19 protein-coding genes are annotated in these 19,381 nt (G+C 69.1%); 15 read left to right on the top strand and 4 right to left on the bottom strand.

Translation table 11 applies throughout. The features are described 5' to 3' along the window. Positions 1 to 203: 203 nt before the first annotated feature. A complete protein-coding gene (gene groL, locus ND450_RS29840) occupies positions 204 to 1,823 on the top strand; it encodes a chaperonin GroEL (RefSeq protein ID WP_253321810.1) in 1,620 nt (539 codons plus the stop codon). A gap of 648 nt (positions 1,824 to 2,471) precedes the next feature. Here the strand turns inward: groL and ND450_RS29835 are convergent. Together ND450_RS29835 and ND450_RS29830 are read right to left on the bottom strand one after the other, a co-directional pair. Then, positions 2,472 to 2,948, bottom strand: coding sequence for a carboxypeptidase regulatory-like domain-containing protein (locus ND450_RS29835; RefSeq protein ID WP_169746023.1), 477 nt, complete (start codon positions 2,946 to 2,948; stop codon positions 2,472 to 2,474). 5 nt (positions 2,949 to 2,953) lie between these two features. Further along, entirely contained in the window at positions 2,954 to 3,559 is a 606-nt protein-coding gene (locus ND450_RS29830) for an RNA polymerase sigma factor (RefSeq protein WP_253321809.1), read from the bottom strand. A gap of 345 nt (positions 3,560 to 3,904) precedes the next feature. Between ND450_RS29830 and ND450_RS29825 the strand changes: the two genes are divergently transcribed. The 5 genes from ND450_RS29825 to ND450_RS29805 all read left to right on the top strand — a co-directional run bounded on the left by ND450_RS29825 (position 3,905) and on the right by ND450_RS29805 (position 9,008). Beyond that, entirely contained in the window at positions 3,905 to 4,564 is a 660-nt protein-coding gene (locus tag ND450_RS29825) for a copper homeostasis protein CutC (protein WP_253321808.1), read from the top strand. A gap of 82 nt (positions 4,565 to 4,646) precedes the next feature. Further along, complete coding sequence (locus tag ND450_RS29820) at positions 4,647 to 5,924, top strand: extracellular solute-binding protein (protein ID WP_253321807.1); 1,278 nt, start codon at positions 4,647 to 4,649, stop codon at positions 5,922 to 5,924. 2 nt (positions 5,925 to 5,926) lie between these two features. Beyond that, the gene (locus ND450_RS29815; protein WP_089908666.1) at positions 5,927 to 6,811 is read left to right on the top strand and encodes a carbohydrate ABC transporter permease; all 885 of its coding nucleotides are present in this window, start codon (positions 5,927 to 5,929) and stop codon (positions 6,809 to 6,811) included. Further along, positions 6,808 to 7,641 carry a carbohydrate ABC transporter permease gene (locus tag ND450_RS29810; RefSeq protein WP_245785841.1) on the top strand — a complete coding sequence of 278 codons (834 nt, stop codon included), beginning with the start codon at positions 6,808 to 6,810 and terminating at the stop codon, positions 7,639 to 7,641. Before ND450_RS29815 ends, ND450_RS29810 begins: the two co-directional genes overlap by 4 nt. Next, positions 7,638 to 9,008, top strand: a complete 1,371-nt coding sequence (locus ND450_RS29805; protein WP_253321806.1) for a beta-N-acetylhexosaminidase — start codon at positions 7,638 to 7,640, stop codon at positions 9,006 to 9,008. The genes ND450_RS29810 and ND450_RS29805 overlap by 4 nt, the downstream gene beginning before the upstream one ends. On the opposite strand, the gene ND450_RS29800 is transcribed toward ND450_RS29805, so the two are convergent. Beyond that, the gene (locus ND450_RS29800; protein WP_253321805.1) at positions 9,009 to 9,239 is read right to left on the bottom strand and encodes a PspC domain-containing protein; all 231 of its coding nucleotides are present in this window, start codon (positions 9,237 to 9,239) and stop codon (positions 9,009 to 9,011) included. Here ND450_RS29800 and ND450_RS29795 point away from each other — a divergent pair. From ND450_RS29795 to ND450_RS29755, 9 genes are all read left to right on the top strand, one after another. Continuing rightward, on the top strand, positions 9,238 to 10,149 hold the full coding sequence (locus tag ND450_RS29795; protein WP_253321804.1) for a MoxR family ATPase: 912 nt from the start codon (positions 9,238 to 9,240) through the stop codon (positions 10,147 to 10,149). The two genes, ND450_RS29800 and ND450_RS29795, sit on opposite strands and share 2 nt — an antisense overlap. Next, entirely contained in the window at positions 10,146 to 11,120 is a 975-nt protein-coding gene (locus ND450_RS29790) for a VWA domain-containing protein (protein WP_253321803.1), read from the top strand. The genes ND450_RS29795 and ND450_RS29790 overlap by 4 nt, the downstream gene beginning before the upstream one ends. Continuing rightward, entirely contained in the window at positions 11,113 to 12,204 is a 1,092-nt protein-coding gene (locus ND450_RS29785; protein ID WP_089908680.1) for an XdhC/CoxI family protein, read from the top strand. The genes ND450_RS29790 and ND450_RS29785 overlap by 8 nt, the downstream gene beginning before the upstream one ends. A gap of 81 nt (positions 12,205 to 12,285) precedes the next feature. Beyond that, complete coding sequence (locus ND450_RS29780) at positions 12,286 to 12,819, top strand: (2Fe-2S)-binding protein (RefSeq protein WP_253321802.1); 534 nt, start codon at positions 12,286 to 12,288, stop codon at positions 12,817 to 12,819. Further along, complete coding sequence (locus tag ND450_RS29775; RefSeq protein WP_253321801.1) at positions 12,816 to 15,242, top strand: xanthine dehydrogenase family protein molybdopterin-binding subunit; 2,427 nt, start codon at positions 12,816 to 12,818, stop codon at positions 15,240 to 15,242. The genes ND450_RS29780 and ND450_RS29775 overlap by 4 nt, the downstream gene beginning before the upstream one ends. After that, positions 15,239 to 16,063, top strand: a complete 825-nt coding sequence (locus ND450_RS29770) for a xanthine dehydrogenase family protein subunit M (protein WP_253321800.1) — start codon at positions 15,239 to 15,241, stop codon at positions 16,061 to 16,063. The genes ND450_RS29775 and ND450_RS29770 overlap by 4 nt, the downstream gene beginning before the upstream one ends. Continuing rightward, on the top strand, positions 16,060 to 16,653 hold the full coding sequence (locus ND450_RS29765) for an SRPBCC family protein (protein WP_253321799.1): 594 nt from the start codon (positions 16,060 to 16,062) through the stop codon (positions 16,651 to 16,653). The genes ND450_RS29770 and ND450_RS29765 overlap by 4 nt, the downstream gene beginning before the upstream one ends. Before the next feature lie 26 nt (positions 16,654 to 16,679). Beyond that, complete coding sequence (locus tag ND450_RS29760; protein WP_253321798.1) at positions 16,680 to 17,771, top strand: CapA family protein; 1,092 nt, start codon at positions 16,680 to 16,682, stop codon at positions 17,769 to 17,771. 78 nt (positions 17,772 to 17,849) lie between these two features. Next, positions 17,850 to 18,455, top strand: a complete 606-nt coding sequence (locus tag ND450_RS29755) for a Uma2 family endonuclease (RefSeq protein ID WP_253321797.1) — start codon at positions 17,850 to 17,852, stop codon at positions 18,453 to 18,455. On the opposite strand, the gene ND450_RS29750 is transcribed toward ND450_RS29755, so the two are convergent. Next, positions 18,445 to 19,377, bottom strand: a complete 933-nt coding sequence (locus ND450_RS29750) for an o-succinylbenzoate synthase (RefSeq protein ID WP_253328029.1) — start codon at positions 19,375 to 19,377, stop codon at positions 18,445 to 18,447. The two genes, ND450_RS29755 and ND450_RS29750, sit on opposite strands and share 11 nt — an antisense overlap. Positions 19,378 to 19,381: the final 4 nt, after the last annotated feature.

Below are 19,381 nucleotides of genomic sequence, written 5' to 3'. Positions count from 1 at the left end.
CTTGCACTCGCCGTGCCCGAGTGCTAAACACGAACTAGCACTCGGCTGAGTCGAGTGCCAAAGACAGTGAGGCTAGGACTGGTGAGGCCCTCTCGGGGGTCGTCCGTCGCGGGCACCACCCTGGTCACTCGCACCGTGTTCCGCTGTGGGCTCTGCCGGCCCGCAGTGGCCCAGAATCCACAAAGGCGGAGGAACACACCGCAATGGCCAAGATGATTGCGTTCGACGAGGACGCCCGCCGCGGTCTCGAGCGGGGTATGAACACCCTCGCTGACGCCGTCAAGGTGACGCTCGGCCCGAAGGGCCGCAACGTCGTGCTCGAGAAGAAGTGGGGTGCGCCGACGATCACCAACGACGGCGTCTCCATCGCGAAGGAGATCGAGCTCGAGGACCCGTGGGAGAAGATCGGGGCCGAGCTCGTCAAGGAGGTCGCGAAGAAGACCGACGACGTCGCCGGTGACGGCACGACGACCGCGACCGTTCTCGCCCAGGCGCTGGTCCGCGAGGGCCTGCGCAACGTGGCCGCCGGCGCCAACCCGCTGGGTCTGAAGCGCGGCATCGAGCAGGCCGTCGAGGCCATCGCCGAGCAGCTGCTGAAGAACGCCAAGGAGATCGAGACGAAGGAGCAGATCGCTGCTACCGCGTCCATCTCCGCCGCTGACCCCACGATCGGCGAGCTCATCGCCGAGGCGATGGACAAGGTCGGCAAGGAAGGCGTCATCACCGTCGAGGAGAGCAACACCCTCGGTCTCGAGCTCGAGCTCACCGAAGGCATGCGCTTCGACAAGGGCTACATCTCCGGTTACTTCGTGACCGACCCCGAGCGCCAGGAAGCGGTCCTCGAGGACCCGTACATCCTGCTGTTCGGCTCCAAGATCTCCACGGTCAAGGACCTGCTCCCGCTGCTCGAGAAGGTCATGCAGGGCGGCAAGCCGCTCCTCATCATCTCCGAGGACGTCGAGGGCGAGGCCCTGGCCACGCTGGTCGTCAACAAGATCCGCGGCACCTTCAAGTCCGTCGCCGTCAAGGCCCCGGGCTTCGGTGACCGTCGCAAGGCCATCCTCCAGGACATCGCCACCCTCACCGGTGGCCAGGTCATCACCGAGGACGTCGGCCTGAAGCTGGAGAACGCCGACATCTCGCTGCTGGGCAAGGCCCGCAAGGTCGTCGTCACCAAGGACGAGACGACCATCGTCGAGGGCTCGGGCGACGCGGAGCAGATCCAGGGCCGCGTCAACCAGATCCGCGCCGAGATCGACAAGTCGGACTCCGACTACGACCGCGAGAAGCTCCAGGAGCGCCTCGCCAAGCTCGCCGGCGGCGTCGCCGTCATCAAGGCGGGCGCGGCCACCGAGGTCGAGCTCAAGGAGCGCAAGCACCGCATCGAGGACGCGGTCCGCAACGCCAAGGCCGCCGTCGAGGAGGGCATCGTCGCCGGTGGTGGCGTCGCGCTGCTCCAGGCCGCCGAGGCCGCCTTCGCGGGCCTGAAGCTCATGGGCGACGAGGCCACTGGCGCGAACATCGTCAAGGTCGCTGTCGAGGCCCCGCTGAAGCAGATCGCCGTCAACGCCGGCCTCGAAGGCGGCGTCGTGGTCGAGCGCGTCAAGTCCCTCCCCTCGGGCGAGGGCCTGGACGCCGCGACCGGCGAGTACAAGGACCTGATCAAGGCGGGCATCATCGACCCGGCCAAGGTCACGCGCTCCGCGCTGCAGAACGCCGCGTCCATCGCCGCCCTGTTCCTGACGACGGAAGCCGTCGTCGCGGACAAGCCGGAGAAGAACGCCGCGCCGGCCGCGCCGGACGCCGGCGGCATGGACTTCTGAGTCCACTCCGCAGGACGCACCACTCCTGAAAGGCCCGGCTCGCCTCGGCGAGCCGGGCCTTTCGGTGTCTCCGGGGTGGTGGCGCGGGGTGGGGGATGGGGCGGGGTCGCACGAGAACGAGGTGTGGCGGGCTGGTGGGGAGTGAGGCCGCGTGACGAGGCATGGTGGGCCGCTGGGGCCGGGGCCGACACCTGGTGTGATGCGGGCGATGGAGCGGCGTGAGGGGGCTGCCGGGTTGGCGGGGCGCTTGGCGAGGGCAAGGTCCGCGAGGGGCGAAGCCCGAGGCTGGCACGAACTCACGCGCGTGACGAGGCATGGGTCGGCGCCACCGAGCCGCCCGGCGCAATGGCGAAGCCGAGCCGTATGAGGCATCAGCTCTGATCAGCGGTAATGACTCAACCCCGACGGCGATCGGGGCTTGACTTCGGGTGCGAGGCCTTGAACTTGACCACTCGGCCGGGCTTCACATGCCCGGCTTTTAAAAGGCCGGGAAAGGCCTCGCAAGGGCCCCGAAGTCAAGCCCCAATCGCGATCGTCGCGAAGCGGCGATGAATCAACCCGGCTCGTCACGACACACGCAACCACCTGCGCAAGCCGGCCCCGCCGCAAAACCCCAGAACCCCAGAAAGCCGCCGCCTCAAAAACAACTCAAAGCATGATCGTGGGCGTAACCACAGTCCGCCCAGGTTCCCCACGAGAATTCACCAAATGCACCAAAATCTGCGTGGTCCCAGCCGGCACGTCGGGCAACACGAACCGCCCCCCGTCATCGGCCCGCGTGCACGAGGACTGGTGATCGGCCACCCGAACCTCCACCTCGTGCTCCCCGGCCGGCACCAGCCACCCGTCGATCCGGTGCCGTGACCCGGTCGAGGTGAAGTTCACCATCAACGTCAGGTTGTCCACGGTGAACGTGATCGTGCCGGTCTGCCCGCCCCGCACCCCGGCGAACGACCCGGCCCGTTCCCACCGCGCCACTTCCACGTCCAGCGACTCCAGGGCGATCGCGAACTTCACGCGGTCGACCAAGTCGGCCGGCGGCGGGTCCAGTTCGTCGACGAGCCTGTTCAGCTCTGAGAGGACTGCGGTGTCCTCGGGGCCCCTGCGGTCGTCGCGCGGGTCGATCTCGTTCACCGCGATCCTCCTTCCGTCTCCAGGTAGTTGCGCAGCAGTGTCAGGCACCGTCCCCTGGTCGGACCGATGCTGCCGTGGGGCATGGCGAGCGCCTCTGCGACTGCCCGGTACTCCGCGCGGCCCGCGAGCACGGTGAGCCGCAGCAGTTCCTGGCACCTCGTGTTCAGGCGGCCGAACGCGAGCCACAGGCGGCGGTCGCGGTCGTCCGTCAACATGACGTCCTCGGGCAGGCCGGTGTCGGACTCGAGCTGTTCGGCGTATTCGTCGGACAGGTGCGTCTCACGCTTGTTGGGTGTCCAGGTTCGGCGCGCTTCACGCCTCGTCGTGACCACCAGGTAGCCGACCAGGGCTTTCGGCTCGTTGATGTTCGTGATGTTCTTCAGGAACGCGAGCCACACGGTCTGCACGACGTCTTCCGCCGCGGCCCTGTCCAAGCCCTGGCCACGGGCGACGTGCCACAGGAGCGGCGTCAGCTCGGTCACCAGGACGTTCGTCGCCTCGCGGTTGCCTTCGCGTGCGGCTTCCACGCACACCGCATGACGTTCGGTGCCTTCAAGCCCGTCCCACGGCGGACGGTCATCCGCCGTGTGCAGCTCGTCCATGCAGCACCTCCGATCGGCCGCCCTTGTCAGCGCCGTCCGCCAACACATGAAGGGCTAACTGGGCGGTAGATACAAAATTCACTCGATTGGAGCAGCATCACCGCCGGGTCGCCCTCATCTTCCTCCGGGTACGCCAGCGGCCCGTGATTCCCCCTCCGAGTCACGGGCCGCCAGTGGTGGGAGCCGCGCCGGCCGGCACCCCTCGAACCGGCTGACGCGGACTCCACGCCTGAACACTGCGCTCACCAGGTAAGGAGCGGTGCTCAGGCGAGCAGATACAGCCTCTGACGCAAGGGGCGGCGTGAAGGCTCCCGATTCACGAAAGCACACGTTATGGTCTAGACCATGCCGATTCTCGAAGTGATCGCACTGGACGCGAAGGACGCCGAAGCCGCGCAGGCGGGCGGTGCCGACCGGCTCGAACTGGTCGCCGACATGGCGAGCGACGGGCTCACGCCGTCGGTCTCCACCTTCAGGGACGTCCAGAAGGCCGTCGACATCCCCATCCGCGTGATGCTCAGGGACGCCAGGGGGTTCGCGCCCGGCAACCTCAAGCACCTGCGCCGCCAGGCCTGGGAACTGAGGGAGGCGGGCGCCACCGAGTTCGTGCTCGGCTTCCTCGACGCGGGCGGTGAGGTCGACGAGGGCGTCACGCTCAACCTCCTCGCCGAACTGGAGGGCTGCGCCTGGACCTTCCACCGCGCCCTCGACAACTCGAACGACGTCTTCCGCTCCTGGGGGGTCGTCAAGACCCTCGGCTGCGACACCGTGCTCGCGGCGGGCAGCGCCAAGGGCGTCGAGGACGGGATCGAGAACCTGAAGGAGCTGGTCACCCAGGGTCCGCCCGCGCTGCTCGTCGGAGGCGGTCTGCAACAGCGGCACGTGCCGGAACTGCTGGCCGCGGGCGTGAAGGGTTTTCACGTCGGCAGCGCGGTCCGTCCGTCCGGATGGGACTCGCCGGTCGATTCGGCATCAGTTCGGGAATGGGTCAATCGTCTGGTCTAGACCCTTGACGTAGTCCGTTCTACAGTCACGTTGCTTCCTGTGAAATAGCTGTTGCAACATACGCAACGTGGAGGGCGCGACGATGCGGTTGAAGACACTCGCGGCGGTGCTGGGCGTGGGCGCGGTGGTCGCCTGCGCCCCGGTGCAGTCGGGACCGACGAACTCCGGCACGGACGAGCAGACGGGGCAGCTGCGGGTGTGGCTGTTCGACGAGGTCAACCGGGCACCCAAGGAGGCCGTGGTCAAGGAGGCGATCTCCGAGTTCCAGGGCAAGCACAGCGGCGTCACCGTCGACGTGCAGTACATCCAGGTCTCCAGCCGGGCGGAGCGCTTCAAGGCCGCGTTCAGCGACCCGAAGAGCGCTCCGGACGTGGCCGAGTTCGGCAACACCGACCTCGCGGGCTACGTGTCCGCCGGTGGCTTCTCCGAGCTCGACCTCGGCAAGTGGGACGAGTCCAAGGACCTGGTCCCCACGATCCTCGACACGGCCAAGGTCGACGGCAAGACGTACGGCGTGCCGTGGTTCGTCGGCGTGCGCGCGTTGTACTACCGCACGGACGTGTTCACCGAGCTCGGCCTGCAGCCGCCGACGACGCTGGACGAGATCGCCACGACGGCCCGTGAGATCAGGCAGAAGAAGCCGGAACTCATCGGCATCTCCGCGGGCGGCAAGTACCTGTTCGCCGCGCTCCCGTTCATCTGGGCCAACGGCGGGGACATCGCCAAGTCCGACGGCGGCAAGTTCAGCGCCACGATCGACAGCGCCGAGGCCAAGGCCGGTGTCGCCGAGTACACCGAGCTGATCAAGGACGACATCTGCCCGCCCGCCACCTGCGCCGGCAACGGCGGTGACGCGAGCGTCGAGGCGTTCCGCGCGGGCAAGGCCGCGATGACCATCGGCGGCGACTTCAACCGCAAGTCCGTCGACGCGTCCAGCGCGGCCGGCAAGTACGGCGTCGTGCCGCTGCCCGGCAAGGACAAGGGCTCGGTCGCGCCCGCGTTCGCCGGCGGCAACCTGCTCGGCGTCATGAAGGGCACGCAGCGCAAGACGCTCGCCACCGAGTTCACGCAGCTGCTCGCGTCGAAGAAGTACCAGCAGAAGATGTACACGGCGATGGGCAACCTGCCGACGTTCTCCGACGTGCAGGAGCAGGTCGCGGACTCCGACAAGTTCCTGGAGCCGTTCACGAAGACGCTGCAGTCCGGCACGAAGTTCGTCCCCGTCACGCCGGCGTGGGCGAAGATCGAGGCCCAGGCGGTGGTGCCGACGATGCTCCAGGAGATCGTCACCGGCGCGAAGAACGTCGACACGGCCACCGCCGACGCCGCCAAGACGATGAACGCGGCCTTCACGTCGTGAGCATGACCGCCAAAGGCCAGGGGCGGACCGCGTTCGCCTACCTGGCTCCAGCGCTGCTGGTCCTGGGCGGCCTGCTGGCCTACCCGATCTACCAGCTGGTGCTCATCTCGCTCTTCGACTACGGCCAGGAACAGGTGAGCGGCGGCGCGCCGCTCGAGTTCCTCGGTCTCGGGAACTACCAGAAGCTGCTGGGGGACCAGCAGTTCTGGACGGTGCTCGGGCAGACCGTCGGGTTCGCGGCGGTCTGCGTGGTCGGCACGTTGCTCGTGGGCGCGTTCCTCGCGATCCTCGCCACGAGGGTCCGCACCTGGGTCCGGATGACGTTGTTCCTGGCGGCGCTCGGTGCGTGGTCCACGCCCGCCGTCGCCGGGTCGACGATCTGGCTCTTCCTGTTCGACGCGAACTTCGGGTTCGTGAACGAGGTACTGGGCATCCAGGGCTTCTCCTGGACGTTCGACAAGTGGACGGCGTTCGGACTCGTCGCCGCCCAGGTGATCTGGTGCTCGTTCCCGTTCGTCATGGTGACGCTCTACGCGGGCATCAAGGCGATCCCGGGCGAGGTGCTGGAGGCCGCGGCACTGGACGGCGCGTCGGCGTTCCGCACGGCGTGGAGCGTCATCCTGCCGTTGCTGCGGCCGATCATCCTCGTGGTGACGATCCAGTCGATCATCTGGGACTTCAAGGTCTTCACGCAGATCTACGTGATGACCAACGGCGGCGGCATCGCCGGGCGCAACCTCGTGCTCAACGTCTACGCCTACCAGCAGGCGTTCGCGGCGTCGGAGTACGGCCTCGGCGCGGCCATCGGTGTCGTGATGACCGTGCTGTTGCTGGGAATCACGATGTTCTACCTGCGTGCACTCAAGCGGTCGGGGGAGGTCCTGTGAGGCGCTGGCTGACCGAGGGCTTCGTCCTCGTCATCGCCGCCGTGGTGGCGTTTCCGCTGTTCTGGATGGTCCTGTCCGCGTTCAAGCCGGAGGACGAGATCATCTCGGCCGACCCGGTGCCGTGGACGACGCGGCCGACGCTCGACAGCTTCACGCGGGCGCTCACGGTCGCGAACTTCGGGCGCTACTTCGTGAACAGCATCGTCGTCGCGTTGATCGTGGTGGCGCTGAGCATCCTGATCTCGTTCCTCGCGGCGACCGCGCTGACCCGCTTCCGGTTCCGCAGCCGCACGACACTGCTGATCATGTTGCTGGTCGTGCAGATGGTGCCGGTCGAGGCGTTGACCGTGCCGCTGTTCTTCCTGATGCGGTCCGTGGGCGACTCCGTGCCGGTCTTCGGCCTGAACCACCTCGGCTCGCTCGTGCTGGTGCACCTCGCGTTCAGCCTGCCGTTCGCCATCTGGATGCTGCGGGGTTTCGTCGCCGCGGTGCCGGTGGAACTGGAGGAGGCCGCCACCCTGGACGGCGCCTCGCGGTTCCGGTTCCTGTGGCAGGTGCTGTTCCCGCTCGTCGCGCCCGGCCTGGTGGCGACGAGCGTGCTGTCGTTCATCCACGCCTGGAACGACTTCCTGTTCGCCAAGACGTTCATCATCTCGGCCGTGGAGAACCAGACCCTGCCTCTGGCCCTCCAGGTGTTCGTCAAACCCGACCAGAACGATTGGGGCGCGATCATGGCGGGCTCCACCCTGATGACCATCCCTGTGCTGATCTTCTTCATCTTCGTGCAGCGTCGTCTGGTGTCCGGTCTCGCCGGGGCGGTGAAGGGATGAACCTCCTCCCGCGCCCGGTGTCCTACGTGGACGGTGGACGGCTCTGCGAGTACAAGGGCTGGGAGACCGTCCTCGTCGACGGTCCTCCCGGCGGCTACCGGTTGCTCTCGTCCGACGACGGCGTGCTGATCGAGGCGCACGACGCGGAGGGGGAGATGAACGCGCTGCAGACGTTGCGGCAACTCCTGGGCGCACAGGCGTTCCGGGCCGCCGGTGACAAACCGTCGGTCATCCCGGCGTGCGAGGTCGTCGACTACCCGAGGTTCGGGTGGCGCGGCGTGATGCTCGACGTCGCGCGGCACTTCCTGCCCAAGCGGGAGGTGCTGCGGTACGTCGAGCTGCTGTCCGTGCACAAGCTCAACGTCCTGCACCTGCACCTCACCGACGACCAGGGCTGGCGCTTCGAGGTCAAGCGCTACCCGAAGCTCACCGAGGTCGGGTCGTGGCGGGAGGACTCGCGGTTCGGCGACCGGCGCTCCGGCGGTCTGAAAGGCCGTCCGCACGGCGGTTTCTACACGCAGGACGACCTGCGCGAGATCGTCGCGTACGCGCGGGCGCGGCACATCGCGGTGATCCCGGAGATCGACATCCCCGGGCACTCGCAGTCGGCGATCGCGGCCTACCCGGAACTCGGTGTGCACGGCGGCGGTGTCTGGACCGACTGGGGCGTCAACGAACGCGTGCTCAACACCAATGAGTCCACAGTGGACTTCTACCGGAACGTGTTCGACGAGCTGATGGACGTCTTCCCCGCGGAGGTCATCGGACTCGGCGGCGACGAGGCACCCGGTCACGAGGACGGCGTGCTGGTCCGTGCCATCGCCGAGCACGTCGTCAGCAGGGGCCGGCGGCCGTACGGGTGGGACGAGGTCCTGGACGCCCGTCCGCTGCCCGCGAGCACGGTCGTCGCGTCGTGGCGCGGGGTGGAGGGCGGCATCACGGCGCTGGGCGACGGCCACGACGTGGTCATGTGCCCCGAGCAGCACGTCTACCTGGACTACCGGCAGTCGGACTCGCCCGGCGAGCCGATCCCGGTGGGGACGCTGACGACGCTCGAGGACGTCTACGCGTGGGACCCGGTGCCCGGAGGCCTCACCGGCGAGGAGCCGGGGCGCCTGCTGGGCGCGCAGGCGAACATCTGGACCGAGCACCTCGACTCGGCCCGGCGGGTGGACTACGCGGCGTTCCCGAGGCTGGCCGCGTTCGCCGAGGTCGTGTGGTCCCCGGCGGAGAAGGACCCCGGGTTCGTGCGGCGGCTCGAGGAGCACCACCTGCCGAGGCTCGACGCACTGGGGGTGGAGTACCGGCCCCTCACCGGACCCCACCCGTGGCAGCGGCTCCCCGGAGTTCCTGGTTTTCCACGGTGATCACACGGCCGGCTCTTCCTCGGGCATGAGGATCCAGGCGGCGACGTAGAGGATCGCTCCGGTGCCGAACCCGAGCAGCGTCGCCGCCACGAGGATGATCCGCAGGATCGCGGCGTCGACGCCGATCATCTTGGCGACACCGCCGCAGACGCCGGCGAGCATCTTGTCGCTGCGGCTCCTGCGGAGCTTCTTGACCTGGGCCGTCGCGTCGTTGAGCACGTTGTTCGTCATGGCTCAAGACTCGTCGTTCTCGACGCCCGGCACATCGGTGACCACCCCGAATCCGACCCTGAGTCGTACTCTGAGGGTCATGGAGTCCCCCGAGGAGCTGGCGTCAGGGCTCGACCGCGCGGGCTACCTCCCGGACGGCGGGGTGGCCACGGCGGCGTTCCTCGCGGTCCGCATGGGGCGGCCGCTGTTCCTGGAGGGCGAACCCGGCACCGGCAAGACCTCCCTCGCGCTGGCGCTGGCCAAGGCGATGGACGTCCCGCTGATCAGGTTGCAGTGCCACGAGGGCATCGACGCCACGCAGGCCCTGTACGACTGGGACTACCCGCGTCAGCTCATGCACCTGCGCGTGCTCGAGACCCGCGGCGAGGTGGACGAGGCGTCCCTCTACACGCGACGGTTCCTGCTGGCCAGGCCGCTGTTGCAGGCGCTGGAGAACGCGCCGTGCGTGCTGCTCGTCGACGAGATCGACAGGGCGGACGACGAGTTCGAGGCGTTCCTGCTGGAGGTGCTGTCCGAGAACGCCGTGAGCATCCCCGAGTTCGGCGAGATCAGGGCCACGACACCGCCGCTGACCGTGCTGACCTCGAACCGCACCCGCGAGGTCCACGACGCGCTGAAGCGCCGCTGCCTCTACCACTGGCTCGAGCACCCGGCACTCGACCGCGAGGTGGCCATCCTGCGCCGCACCCTGCCCGGTCTCGACGAACGGCTCGCGCGCAAGGTCGCCGAGGCCGTCGGGAAGATGCGCGGGCTCGACCTGCTCAAGCCGCCGGGCGTCGCGGAGTCGCTGGACTGGGCGCGGGCGTTGCAGGCGCTGGGGCGCACCGAGCCGGACGCGGAGACGCTGGGCGCGGTGCTGAAGTACCGAGAAGACGCGGAACGCGTCATCGGGAGCACAATCGTGGGGTGACGGAAGCCTGCGTGGGGTTCACGAGCGTCCTGCGGGGCGCCGGACTCCAGTGCGGGCCCGACCGCGTCCAGGCGTTCCTGCGGGCCACCGAGCACGTCGACCTGTACTGGGCCGGGCGCCTCACGCTGTGCGCCGACCCGGACGACCTGCCGCGCTACGACGCCGCCTACCGCGCGTACTTCGGCGGCGCCCCGCCCCGTCCACGCACAACGGTCGAGCTGGACTCGGTGACCGTCGGCGTCGCCGCGTCCGACGTGGAAGTGCTGAAGCACAAGGACATCTCCGAGTTCGACGCGGCACCGCTGATCGCACGGCTCACGCCACTGCCCCCGAGGCGCCGGTCGCGCAGGCTCCGCAAGGCCCGGCGCGGGCGGATGGACCTGGCCCGCACGGTCCGGGCGATGATCGAGACCGGCGGCGAGATCGCGTTGCCGCGCCACCGCCGCCGGGGCGAGAAGGCCCGCCGGCTCGTGCTGCTGATCGACGTCTCGGGCTCGATGGCCGCCTACTCGGACGCGCTGCTGCGGTTCGCGCACGTCGTCGCCCGCGCCGTGCCCGCCGAGGTCCACACGATCGGCACCAGGCTGACCCGCGTGACCCGCCAGCTCCGGGAACGCGATCCGGAACGCGCGCTGCGGGCGGCGGGCAGGGCGATCCCCGACTACGAGGGCGGTACGCGCCTCGGCGATGCGCTGCGCCGGTTCAACCAGCGGTGGCGGCAACGCGGTGCCGTCGTCGTGCTGTTCAGCGACGGCTGGGAACGCGGTGACACCACCCTGCTCGCGGCGGAGATGGCGCGGCTGCGGCGGCTGAGCCACAAGGTCATCTGGGCCAACCCCCATGCGGGCAAACAGGGTTATCGTCCATTGCAGGGCGGTGTGGTGGCGGCGCTCCCGCACGTCGACACCATGGTCGCCGGACACAGCGTGCACGCGCTCGAAGAACTTCTGAAGGAGGTACGCCGTGCGTGATGTGCTCTTCGACCTCGCCGAACGGGTGGCGAACGGTGAGACGGTCGGGGTCGGCACGGTGGTCGCGACCTTCAGCTCGGCGCCCAGGCCGGCGGGCGCGGCGATGCTCGTGACGCAGGACGGCGAGGCGGTCGGCAGCGTGTCCGGCGGCTGCGTCGAGGGCGCGGTCTACGACCTCGCGCAGTCCACCGACACCCCGGTCCTGCAGCGGTACGGGGTGAGCGACGACGACGCGTTCGCGGTGGGGCTGACCTGCGGCGGGATCATCGACATCTTCGTGGAGAAGGTCGACGCCGAGACGTTCCCGCAGCTCGCCGAGGTGGTGGAGACCGTCCGCGCCGAGGCGCCCGTGGCCGTCGCGACGGTCGTCGAACACCCGGACGGCGTCGGCCGCCGCATGGTCGTGTGGCCCGACCGGCGTGACGGCACCCTCGGCAGCGCCCGCATCGACGACGCCGTCGCGGACGACGCCCGCGGCATGCTCGCCTCGGGCCGCAGCGGCGTGCTCCAGTACGGACCGGACGGTCAGCGGCGCGGCGAGGGCCTGAGCGTCTTCGTGAACTCGTTCGAACCGCCGCCGCGCATGCTCGTGTTCGGCGCGATCGACTTCGCCGCTTCGATGGCACGGCTCGGCGCGTTCCTCGGTTACCGGGTGACGGTCTGCGACGCACGGCCCGTGTTCGCCACACGCAGCCGTTTTCCCGAAGCGGACGAGGTCGTCGTGGACTGGCCGCACCGGTACCTCGAACGCGAAGCGTCCAAGCTCGACGAACGCACGGTCATCACGGTGCTCACCCACGACCCGAAGTTCGACGTGCCGTTGCTGGAGGTCGCGTTGCGGCTGAAGGTCGGCTACGTCGGCGCGATGGGGTCCCGCCGGACGCACGAAGATCGACTGAACCGGTTGCGAGAAACGGGAATGACCGAATCCGAACTTGCGGCGCTGTCGTCGCCGATCGGGCTCGATCTCGGCGGCCGAACGCCTGAGGAAACCGCAGTTGCGATTGCCGCGGAGATCATTTCCTTGCGCTGGAAGGGAAGCGGGCGGCGGCTGACGGAGATCGAACTGCCGATTCATCGTTGATCGGGTTGTTGAACCCGCAAACAGGGAGCAAGCTGGAGTGACCCTCGTCACTTCATGGCCCACCACCCTGGGAGGGTTTCAATGCACATCTCGGTCAACGTCGACGGAGTGACATACGCCGACGAGGTCGAACCCCGCCTCCTGCTCGTGCACTACCTACGGGAGCGATTGAGCAAGACCGGCACCGTCGTCGGGTGCGACACCGGCAACTGCGGTGCCTGCACCGTCCACCTCGACGGTCACAGCGTGAAGTCGTGCCAGATGTTGGCCGTGCAGGCGAACGGCCACGACGTCACCACGATCGAAGGGCTCGCTCGCGACGGCAAGTTGCATCCCGTGCAGGAGGCTTTCCACTCGAACCACGCGCTGCAGTGCGGTTTCTGCACCCCCGGCATGATCATGCAGGCGATCGACCTGCTCGCGGACGAGCCGGACCCCGACGACGAGACCGTGCGCAAAGGCCTGGAGGGCAACCTCTGCCGGTGCACCGGCTACCAGAACATCGTGCGCGCGGTGCAGGACGCCGCCCAGCGGATGAAGCCCGGCGCCGGACCTGACCAGGAGCGGCACAGCGACGAGCACGTCACCGCGAAGCAGCCGGTAGGTGGCGAATGACCGCCACGGCCGAGCCGGAGGTCGGGAAGGCCCGGCTCCGCAAGGAGGACGCCCGCCTCATCACCGGCCAGACCAGGTGGACCGACAACATCCAGCTGACCGGCATGCTGCACATGGCCGTGCTGCGCAGCCCCGTCGCCCACGCCCGCATCACGAACATCGACGTCAGCCGCGCGACGGCGATGCCCGGTGTGGCGCTGGTGCTGACCGGTGAGGACTTCGCCGCCGAGCAGGGCTCCCTGCCGTGCGCCTGGCCGATCACCGAGGACATGAAGTCGCCCCCCGCGCCCGCGATGGCCGTCGACCGGGTCAACTTCGCCGGCGAGGCCGTCGCACTCGTGATCGCCGACAGCGCCTACCACGCGGCGGACGCGCTGGAGGCCATCGACGTCGACTACGAGGACCTCCCGGTCGTGCTCGATCTGGAAGAAGCGTTGCGGGACAACGACCTCGTGCATCCGGACCTGGGCACGAACAAGTGCGCGACGTGGATCTTCGACTCCGCCGAGGCGGGCGCGGGGACGAACGTCGAGGACGAGATCGCGGCCGCCGACGTCGTGATCGAGCGGACGTTCCGGCAGCAACGGCTGATCCCGGCGTTCATGGAACCGCGCTCGGTGGTCGTCGACTCGACCGCGGGCATGTTCACCGTGTGGTCGGCGACGCAGATCCCGCACATCCTGCGGTGGATGCTGTCGGCCGTCACGGGCATCCCCGAGCACCGGCTGCGCGTGATCGCACCGGACGTCGGCGGTGGCTTCGGCGGCAAGCTCCAGGTCACGCCGGAGGAGCTGCTCTGCCTGCTGGTCGCCCGCCGGATGGGGCGTCCGGTCAAGTGGACGGAGACCCGCACCGAGTCGATGCTGTCCGCGCACCACGGCCGCGACCAGCTGCAGAAGATCACGTTGGCCGCCCGCCGCGACGGCACGGTGACCGGCCTGAAGGTCGAGCTGCTCGCCGACATGGGCGCCTACCTGCGCCTGGTCACACCGGGCGTGCCGATCCTCGGCGCGTTCATGTTCAACTCGATCTACAAGTTCGCCGGCTACCGCTTCGAGTGCACGAACGTGTTCACGAACAAGGTGCCGACGGACGCGTACCGCGGTGCCGGACGGCCCGAGGCGACGTTCGCGATCGAGCGGATGATGGACGAGCTCGCGGTCGAGCTCGGCATGGAGCCGATGAAGCTCCGCGAGATGAACTGGATCAAGCACGAGGAGTTCCCGTTCACCACGGTCGCCGGACTCACCTACGACTCCGGCAACTACGAGGCCGCGACGGCCCGTGCGATGGAACTGTTCGGGTACGACGAACTGCGCGAGGAGCAAGCGCGGCGCCGTGCGTCCGGTGACGTCAAGCAACTCGGCATCGGGATCTCCACCTACACCGAGATGTGCGGCCTCGCGCCGTCACGGGTGCTGGGCGCTCTGCGGTACGGCGCGGGCGGGTGGGAGACCGCGTCGATCCGCATGCTGCCCACCGGCAAGGTCGAGGTGATCACCGGGACCTCGCCGCACGGGCAGGGCCACGAGACGGTGTGGTCGCAGATCGTCGCGGACCGGCTCGGCGTGCCGTTCGAGGACGTCGAGGTGCTGCACGGCGACACGGCGACCTCGCACAAGGGCATGGACAGCTACGGGTCGCGTTCGCTGGCCGTCGGCGGCACGGCGCTGGTGTACGCGGCGGACAAGGTGCTGGCCAAGGCCAGGACGCTGGCCGCGCACATGATGGAGTGCGACGAGGCGGACGTGGAGTTCGCCTCCGGTTCGTTCTCCGTCCGCGGCACGTCGACCGCCCGGACGCTGGGCGATGTCGTGCTGGCCGCGCACGTCGCGCACGACCTGCCCGAGGGCATGGAACCCGGCATGGACGCCGATGCCACGTTCGACCCGGACAACTTCTCGTACCCGCACGGAACCCACCTGTGCGCGACGGAGGTCGACACCGAGACGGGCATGGTCAAGATCGTGCGGTACGTGGCCGTGGACGACGTCGGCACGGTCGTGAACCCGTTGATCGTCGACGGTCAGGTGCACGGCGGACTGGCGCAGGGCATCGCCCAGGCGTTGTACGAAGAGGCCACGCACGACGAGATGGGCACGCTGACGTCGGCGACGTTCGCCGACTACCTCGTGCCGTGCGCGGCCGACCTGCCGGCGTTCCTGACGGACCGCACGGCGACACCGGCGACGTCGAACCCGTTGGGCGCCAAGGGAGTCGGCGAGGCCGGCACGATCGCCTCGACGCCGGCCGTGGTGAACAGCGTGCTGGACGCCGTGCGGCACCTGGGCGTGCGGGACATCGAGATGCCGATGTCGCCGGAACGCGTGTGGACCGCGTTGCGCGGTCGTGAGGATTCGGGTGCGGGCGAGGTCGCCGCGGGCGGGCTCGGTTCGATCGACGCGCAGGGAGGGCAGTCGTGATCCCGGCGGAGTTCAGGTACCTGTTCCCGTCCACTGTGGACGAAGCCGTGCGGATGCTCGCGGAGGAGGGCGAGGACGCCAAGGTCATCGCGGGCGGGCAGTCGCTCGTGCCGGTGCTGAGGATGCGGCTCGCCGCGCCCACGGCGTTGATCGACATCGGTGGCCTGACCGAGCTGACCGGCGTGCGCGACGACGGCGACTCGTTGCTCATCGGTGCCATGACCACGCACTACGAGGTGCAGCGTGATCATCTCGTGCAGGACCACGCGTTGCTGTTGAAGCTGGTCACGGACACCATCGCGGACCCGCAGATCCGGCACCGCGGCACGTTCGGCGGCTCGCTGTGCCACGCGGACCCGGCCGGTGACCTGCTGGCGCCCGTGCTGGCGCTGGACGCCGTGATGATCATCGCCGGGCCGTCCGGGCGGCGTGAGGTGCCCGCGTCGGAGTTCTTCGTCGACTACTTCACGACGGCGCTCGGCCCCGCCGAGATCCTGCTCGACGTCCGGGTGCCGAAGTACACCGGCTGGAGCGCGCACTACGAGAAGCTCAACCGGGTCGCGCAGGCGTGGTCGATCGTCGCCGTCGCGGCCGCCGTGCAGGTGCGCGACGGTGCCATCGCCGCGGCCCGGGTCGGTCTCACGAACGTGGGCTCCGGTCCGGTGCGCGCCACCGAGGTCGAGGAGGCGCTGGTCGGGCAGCCCGCTTCGGCCGACGCGATCTCGGCCGCCGCCGTGCGCGCGTCCACGGGTGACGGTTACAAGGACAACCTGGCCCGTGTGCTGACCGGACGTGCGTTGACGGCGGCGGTCGCGGGATGAAGCTGACGCATTCGTTCCCGTCACCGGCGCCCGCCGAGGAGGTGTGGGAGGCGCTGCTCGACCCCGAGCGGGTGGCGCCGTGCCTGCCCGGCGCCACGCTGACCTCGGTGGACGGCAAGACGTTCAGCGGAGAGGTGAAGGTGAAGCTCGGCCCGGTGCAGCTGCTGTACCGGGGGAGCGGCGAGTTCGTCGAGATCGACCCGGTGCTGCGCCGTGCCGTCATGAAGGCCGCGGGCAAGGACACCCGCGGCAACGGCACGGCGTCCGCCCTGGTGACCTTCGTCGTCGGCGACACGGTCGAGGTGGAGACCGACCTGGCGATCACCGGCCGTCCGGCGCAACTGGGCCGCGGGCTGATCGCCGAGGTCAGCGGCAAGCTCGTCGACCAGTTCGCGGAATGCCTGGCGGGCACGCTGGTATCCGTGGATCCTGACGAGGTGGCGCAACAGCAGCATCTCCGAGTGGTCCCCGACGAGCCGATCGACCTGATCGACACGGCAGGCGTGCCGGTGTTGAAGCGCGTGCTGCCCGTCGCGGCGGCACTCGCCGTCGTGGCGTTCGTGGTCCTGCGACGCAGGCGGCACCGCTGAGGCGTGTGGTCCGGTGGCCGGCATCCGTGCTGGCCACCGGCCTTTTGCTGTCCGCGTGCACCGGCTCGCCGACGGTCGTCACCTCGGCACCCGCGGTGCCCGCGCCGACTTCCTCCAGCCCGCCGGCCGCGCGGTCCTTCGTGCTGACCGCGGGCGGGGACATCCTGATCCACCCGGCGCTCACCGACCAGGCCGTGGCCGACGGGGGCGCGGCCGGGCGCGACTTCCTGCCGTTGTTCTCGGGCATCAAGGAGACGCTGAAAGCCGACCTCTCGCTGTGCCACCTGGAGGTGCCGCTGGGCCCGAAGGAGGGCCCGTTCTTCGGCTACCCGGCCTTCCTCGCGCCGCCCGAGGTGGCGAAGGGCCTGGTCGACGTGGGGTACGACTCGTGCTCGACGGCCTCGAACCACACGCTGGACCGCGGTGTCTCGGCGATCGGCACGACGCTGGACGCGATGGACGCCGTGGGCCTGAAGCACACCGGCTCCTACCGCACGCCGGAGGAGGCTGCTGCCCCGCACATCCTGGACGCGGGCGGCGTGAAGGTGGCCCAGCTGTCGTTCACCTACGGCTTCAACGGGATCCCGCTGCCGCAGCCGTGGCGGGCGAACCAGATCAACGCCGACAAGATCCTCGCCGACGCCCGTGCGGCCCGTGCCGCCGGCGCCGAGGTCGTCGTGCTGTCCGTGCAGTGGGGCAACGAGTACCAGCACGAGGCGACCGCGGAGCAGAAGGCGCTGGCCCGCCGGTTGCTGGCCGACCCCGCCCTGGACCTGATCATCGGCACCCACGTGCACGTGGTGCAGCCGTTCGAGAAGATCGGCGGCAAGTGGGTCGCGTACGGGCTCGGCAACGAGGTCGCCCGGCACGCCGAACCCCGCGGGGTGACCGAGGAGGGCGCGATCGCCCGGTTCAAGTTCGAGCAGGGGCCGTCCGGGTGGTCCGTGGTGGAGGCCTCCTACACCCCGACCCTGGTCGAGCTGGGGCCGCCGATCCGGCTGGTGGACCTGACCCGCGTCCCGGCCACCGAGCGGCGGACGCAGGCGATCGACCGGACCGAGGGGATCGTGTTCAGCATGGGCGCGGCCGAGCAGGGGTTAAAGCGCGGCAAGCCGTAGATCGCTTGAAGATGTGTAATTGCGTCGGGAATTGGAGCTTCTCCATGTGCGACGGTGGATGAGACGGAAGGAGACGCGGTGACCGCGCTACCCGACAGGCCTCCGAGGCGTCTGCTTGCTGTTGCGGCGGGTCCTATGACCGTTGCTCAGTACGCCGCGCTCGGAGAAACCGAAGACGGCTACACGGAATTGGTGAACGGCCGTCTGATCATGTCCCCCAGCCCCATTCGCAACCACGTCGCTGCCGGCGTCAGTCTGGTCGTGCAGCTCGCGGGTCAAATTCCCCATGATTTCGAAGTTCTCTACGACATAGACGTGAACCTGGAGTTGTCCCCGCCGGGTATGCCTGGCTATGTGCGGCGCCCCGACCTGGTCGTGGCCAAGCGCAGCGCCGGGATGCGGCAAAACGCCGAAGGCGGTTTGATCAGGGCTGATGAGGTCGTGCTCGCTGTCGAGGTGATGTCACCGAGTTCGCGGCAGATCGACTATCGCGCCAAGCGCGATGAATACGCGTGGGCCGGCATTCCGCATTACTGGATCGTCGACTTGGATGAGCCGGTCTCGCTGGCGGCGATGCACCTGGCCGGTGAGTTCGGCTACCAGGAACGGCCTGCGGTGAGCAGAATCTACGAGACGACCGAGCCGTTCTCGCTGAAGATCCACGTGAACCGACTCATCGACTGAGGACGTTCAGCACCCTGCCGTACCGATCAGTCCAGGCCTTTTCGAGCACATCGCTCCTGAACTCCTCGATGCGGTCCGGCACGGGTGCCTTCGTCAGCACCGGCAGGTATCCGTCCACGGGCAGCAGCGGGTCACTCGTGACGTCACCGTCCAGCAGCTGCAGCGTGGCGAGCCCGCACGCGTAGTCGAGCGTTGGCAGCGCGGCCGCGAGGGCGACCCCGGCCGCCATCCCGACCGAGGTCTCCAACGCCGACGACACCACACACGGCAACCCACAGGCCTCCGCGACCTCGAGGGCCTTCCGCACCCCGCCGAGCGGCGCCACCTTGATCACCGCGATGTCCGCGGCCCCGGACACGGCCACCTTCACCGGGTCGTCGGCCTTGCGGATCGACTCGTCCGCCGCGATCGGCACGCCGACCCTCCGCCTGACCGCGGCCAGCTCGTCCAGCGTGTGACACGGCTGTTCCACGTACTGGAGCCCGCCGGCGGCCTTGTCCATGGCCTTGATCGCCGCGACGGCCGTGTCGACGTCCCACAGCATGTTCGCGTCGACCCGGATCGCCCCTCGCGGCCCAAGCGCGTCCCGCACGGCCTCGAGCCGCGCGCAGTCGTCTTCGAGCGTCGACTCGGCGACCTTCACCTTGGCCGTGGAACACCCGGACCGCGTGACGATCTCGTGCGCCCGCTCCGGACCGACCACGGGCACGGTGCAGTTGACCGGGATGCGGTCGCGGACCGGCGCGGGCCACCCGTCGTTCGCGGCCTCCAGCGCACACGCGAGCCAGGCGGCGGCCTCGGCGTCGCCGTACTCCTCGAACGGGCAGAACTCGCCCCACCCGGACGAACCTTCGAACAGCAGGCCGGTGCGCCGGGTGATGCCGCGGAACCGGGCGCGCATCGGGATGGAGTAGACGTGCACGGCC

Origin of the sequence: Lentzea sp. HUAS12 (assembly GCF_024125735.1) — a bacterium.
Taxonomy (GTDB): Bacteria; Actinomycetota; Actinomycetes; order Mycobacteriales; family Pseudonocardiaceae; genus Lentzea; species Lentzea albida.
Note: the sequence above shows the minus strand (reverse complement) of the source record. Positions and strands in the feature narration are given on the sequence as shown.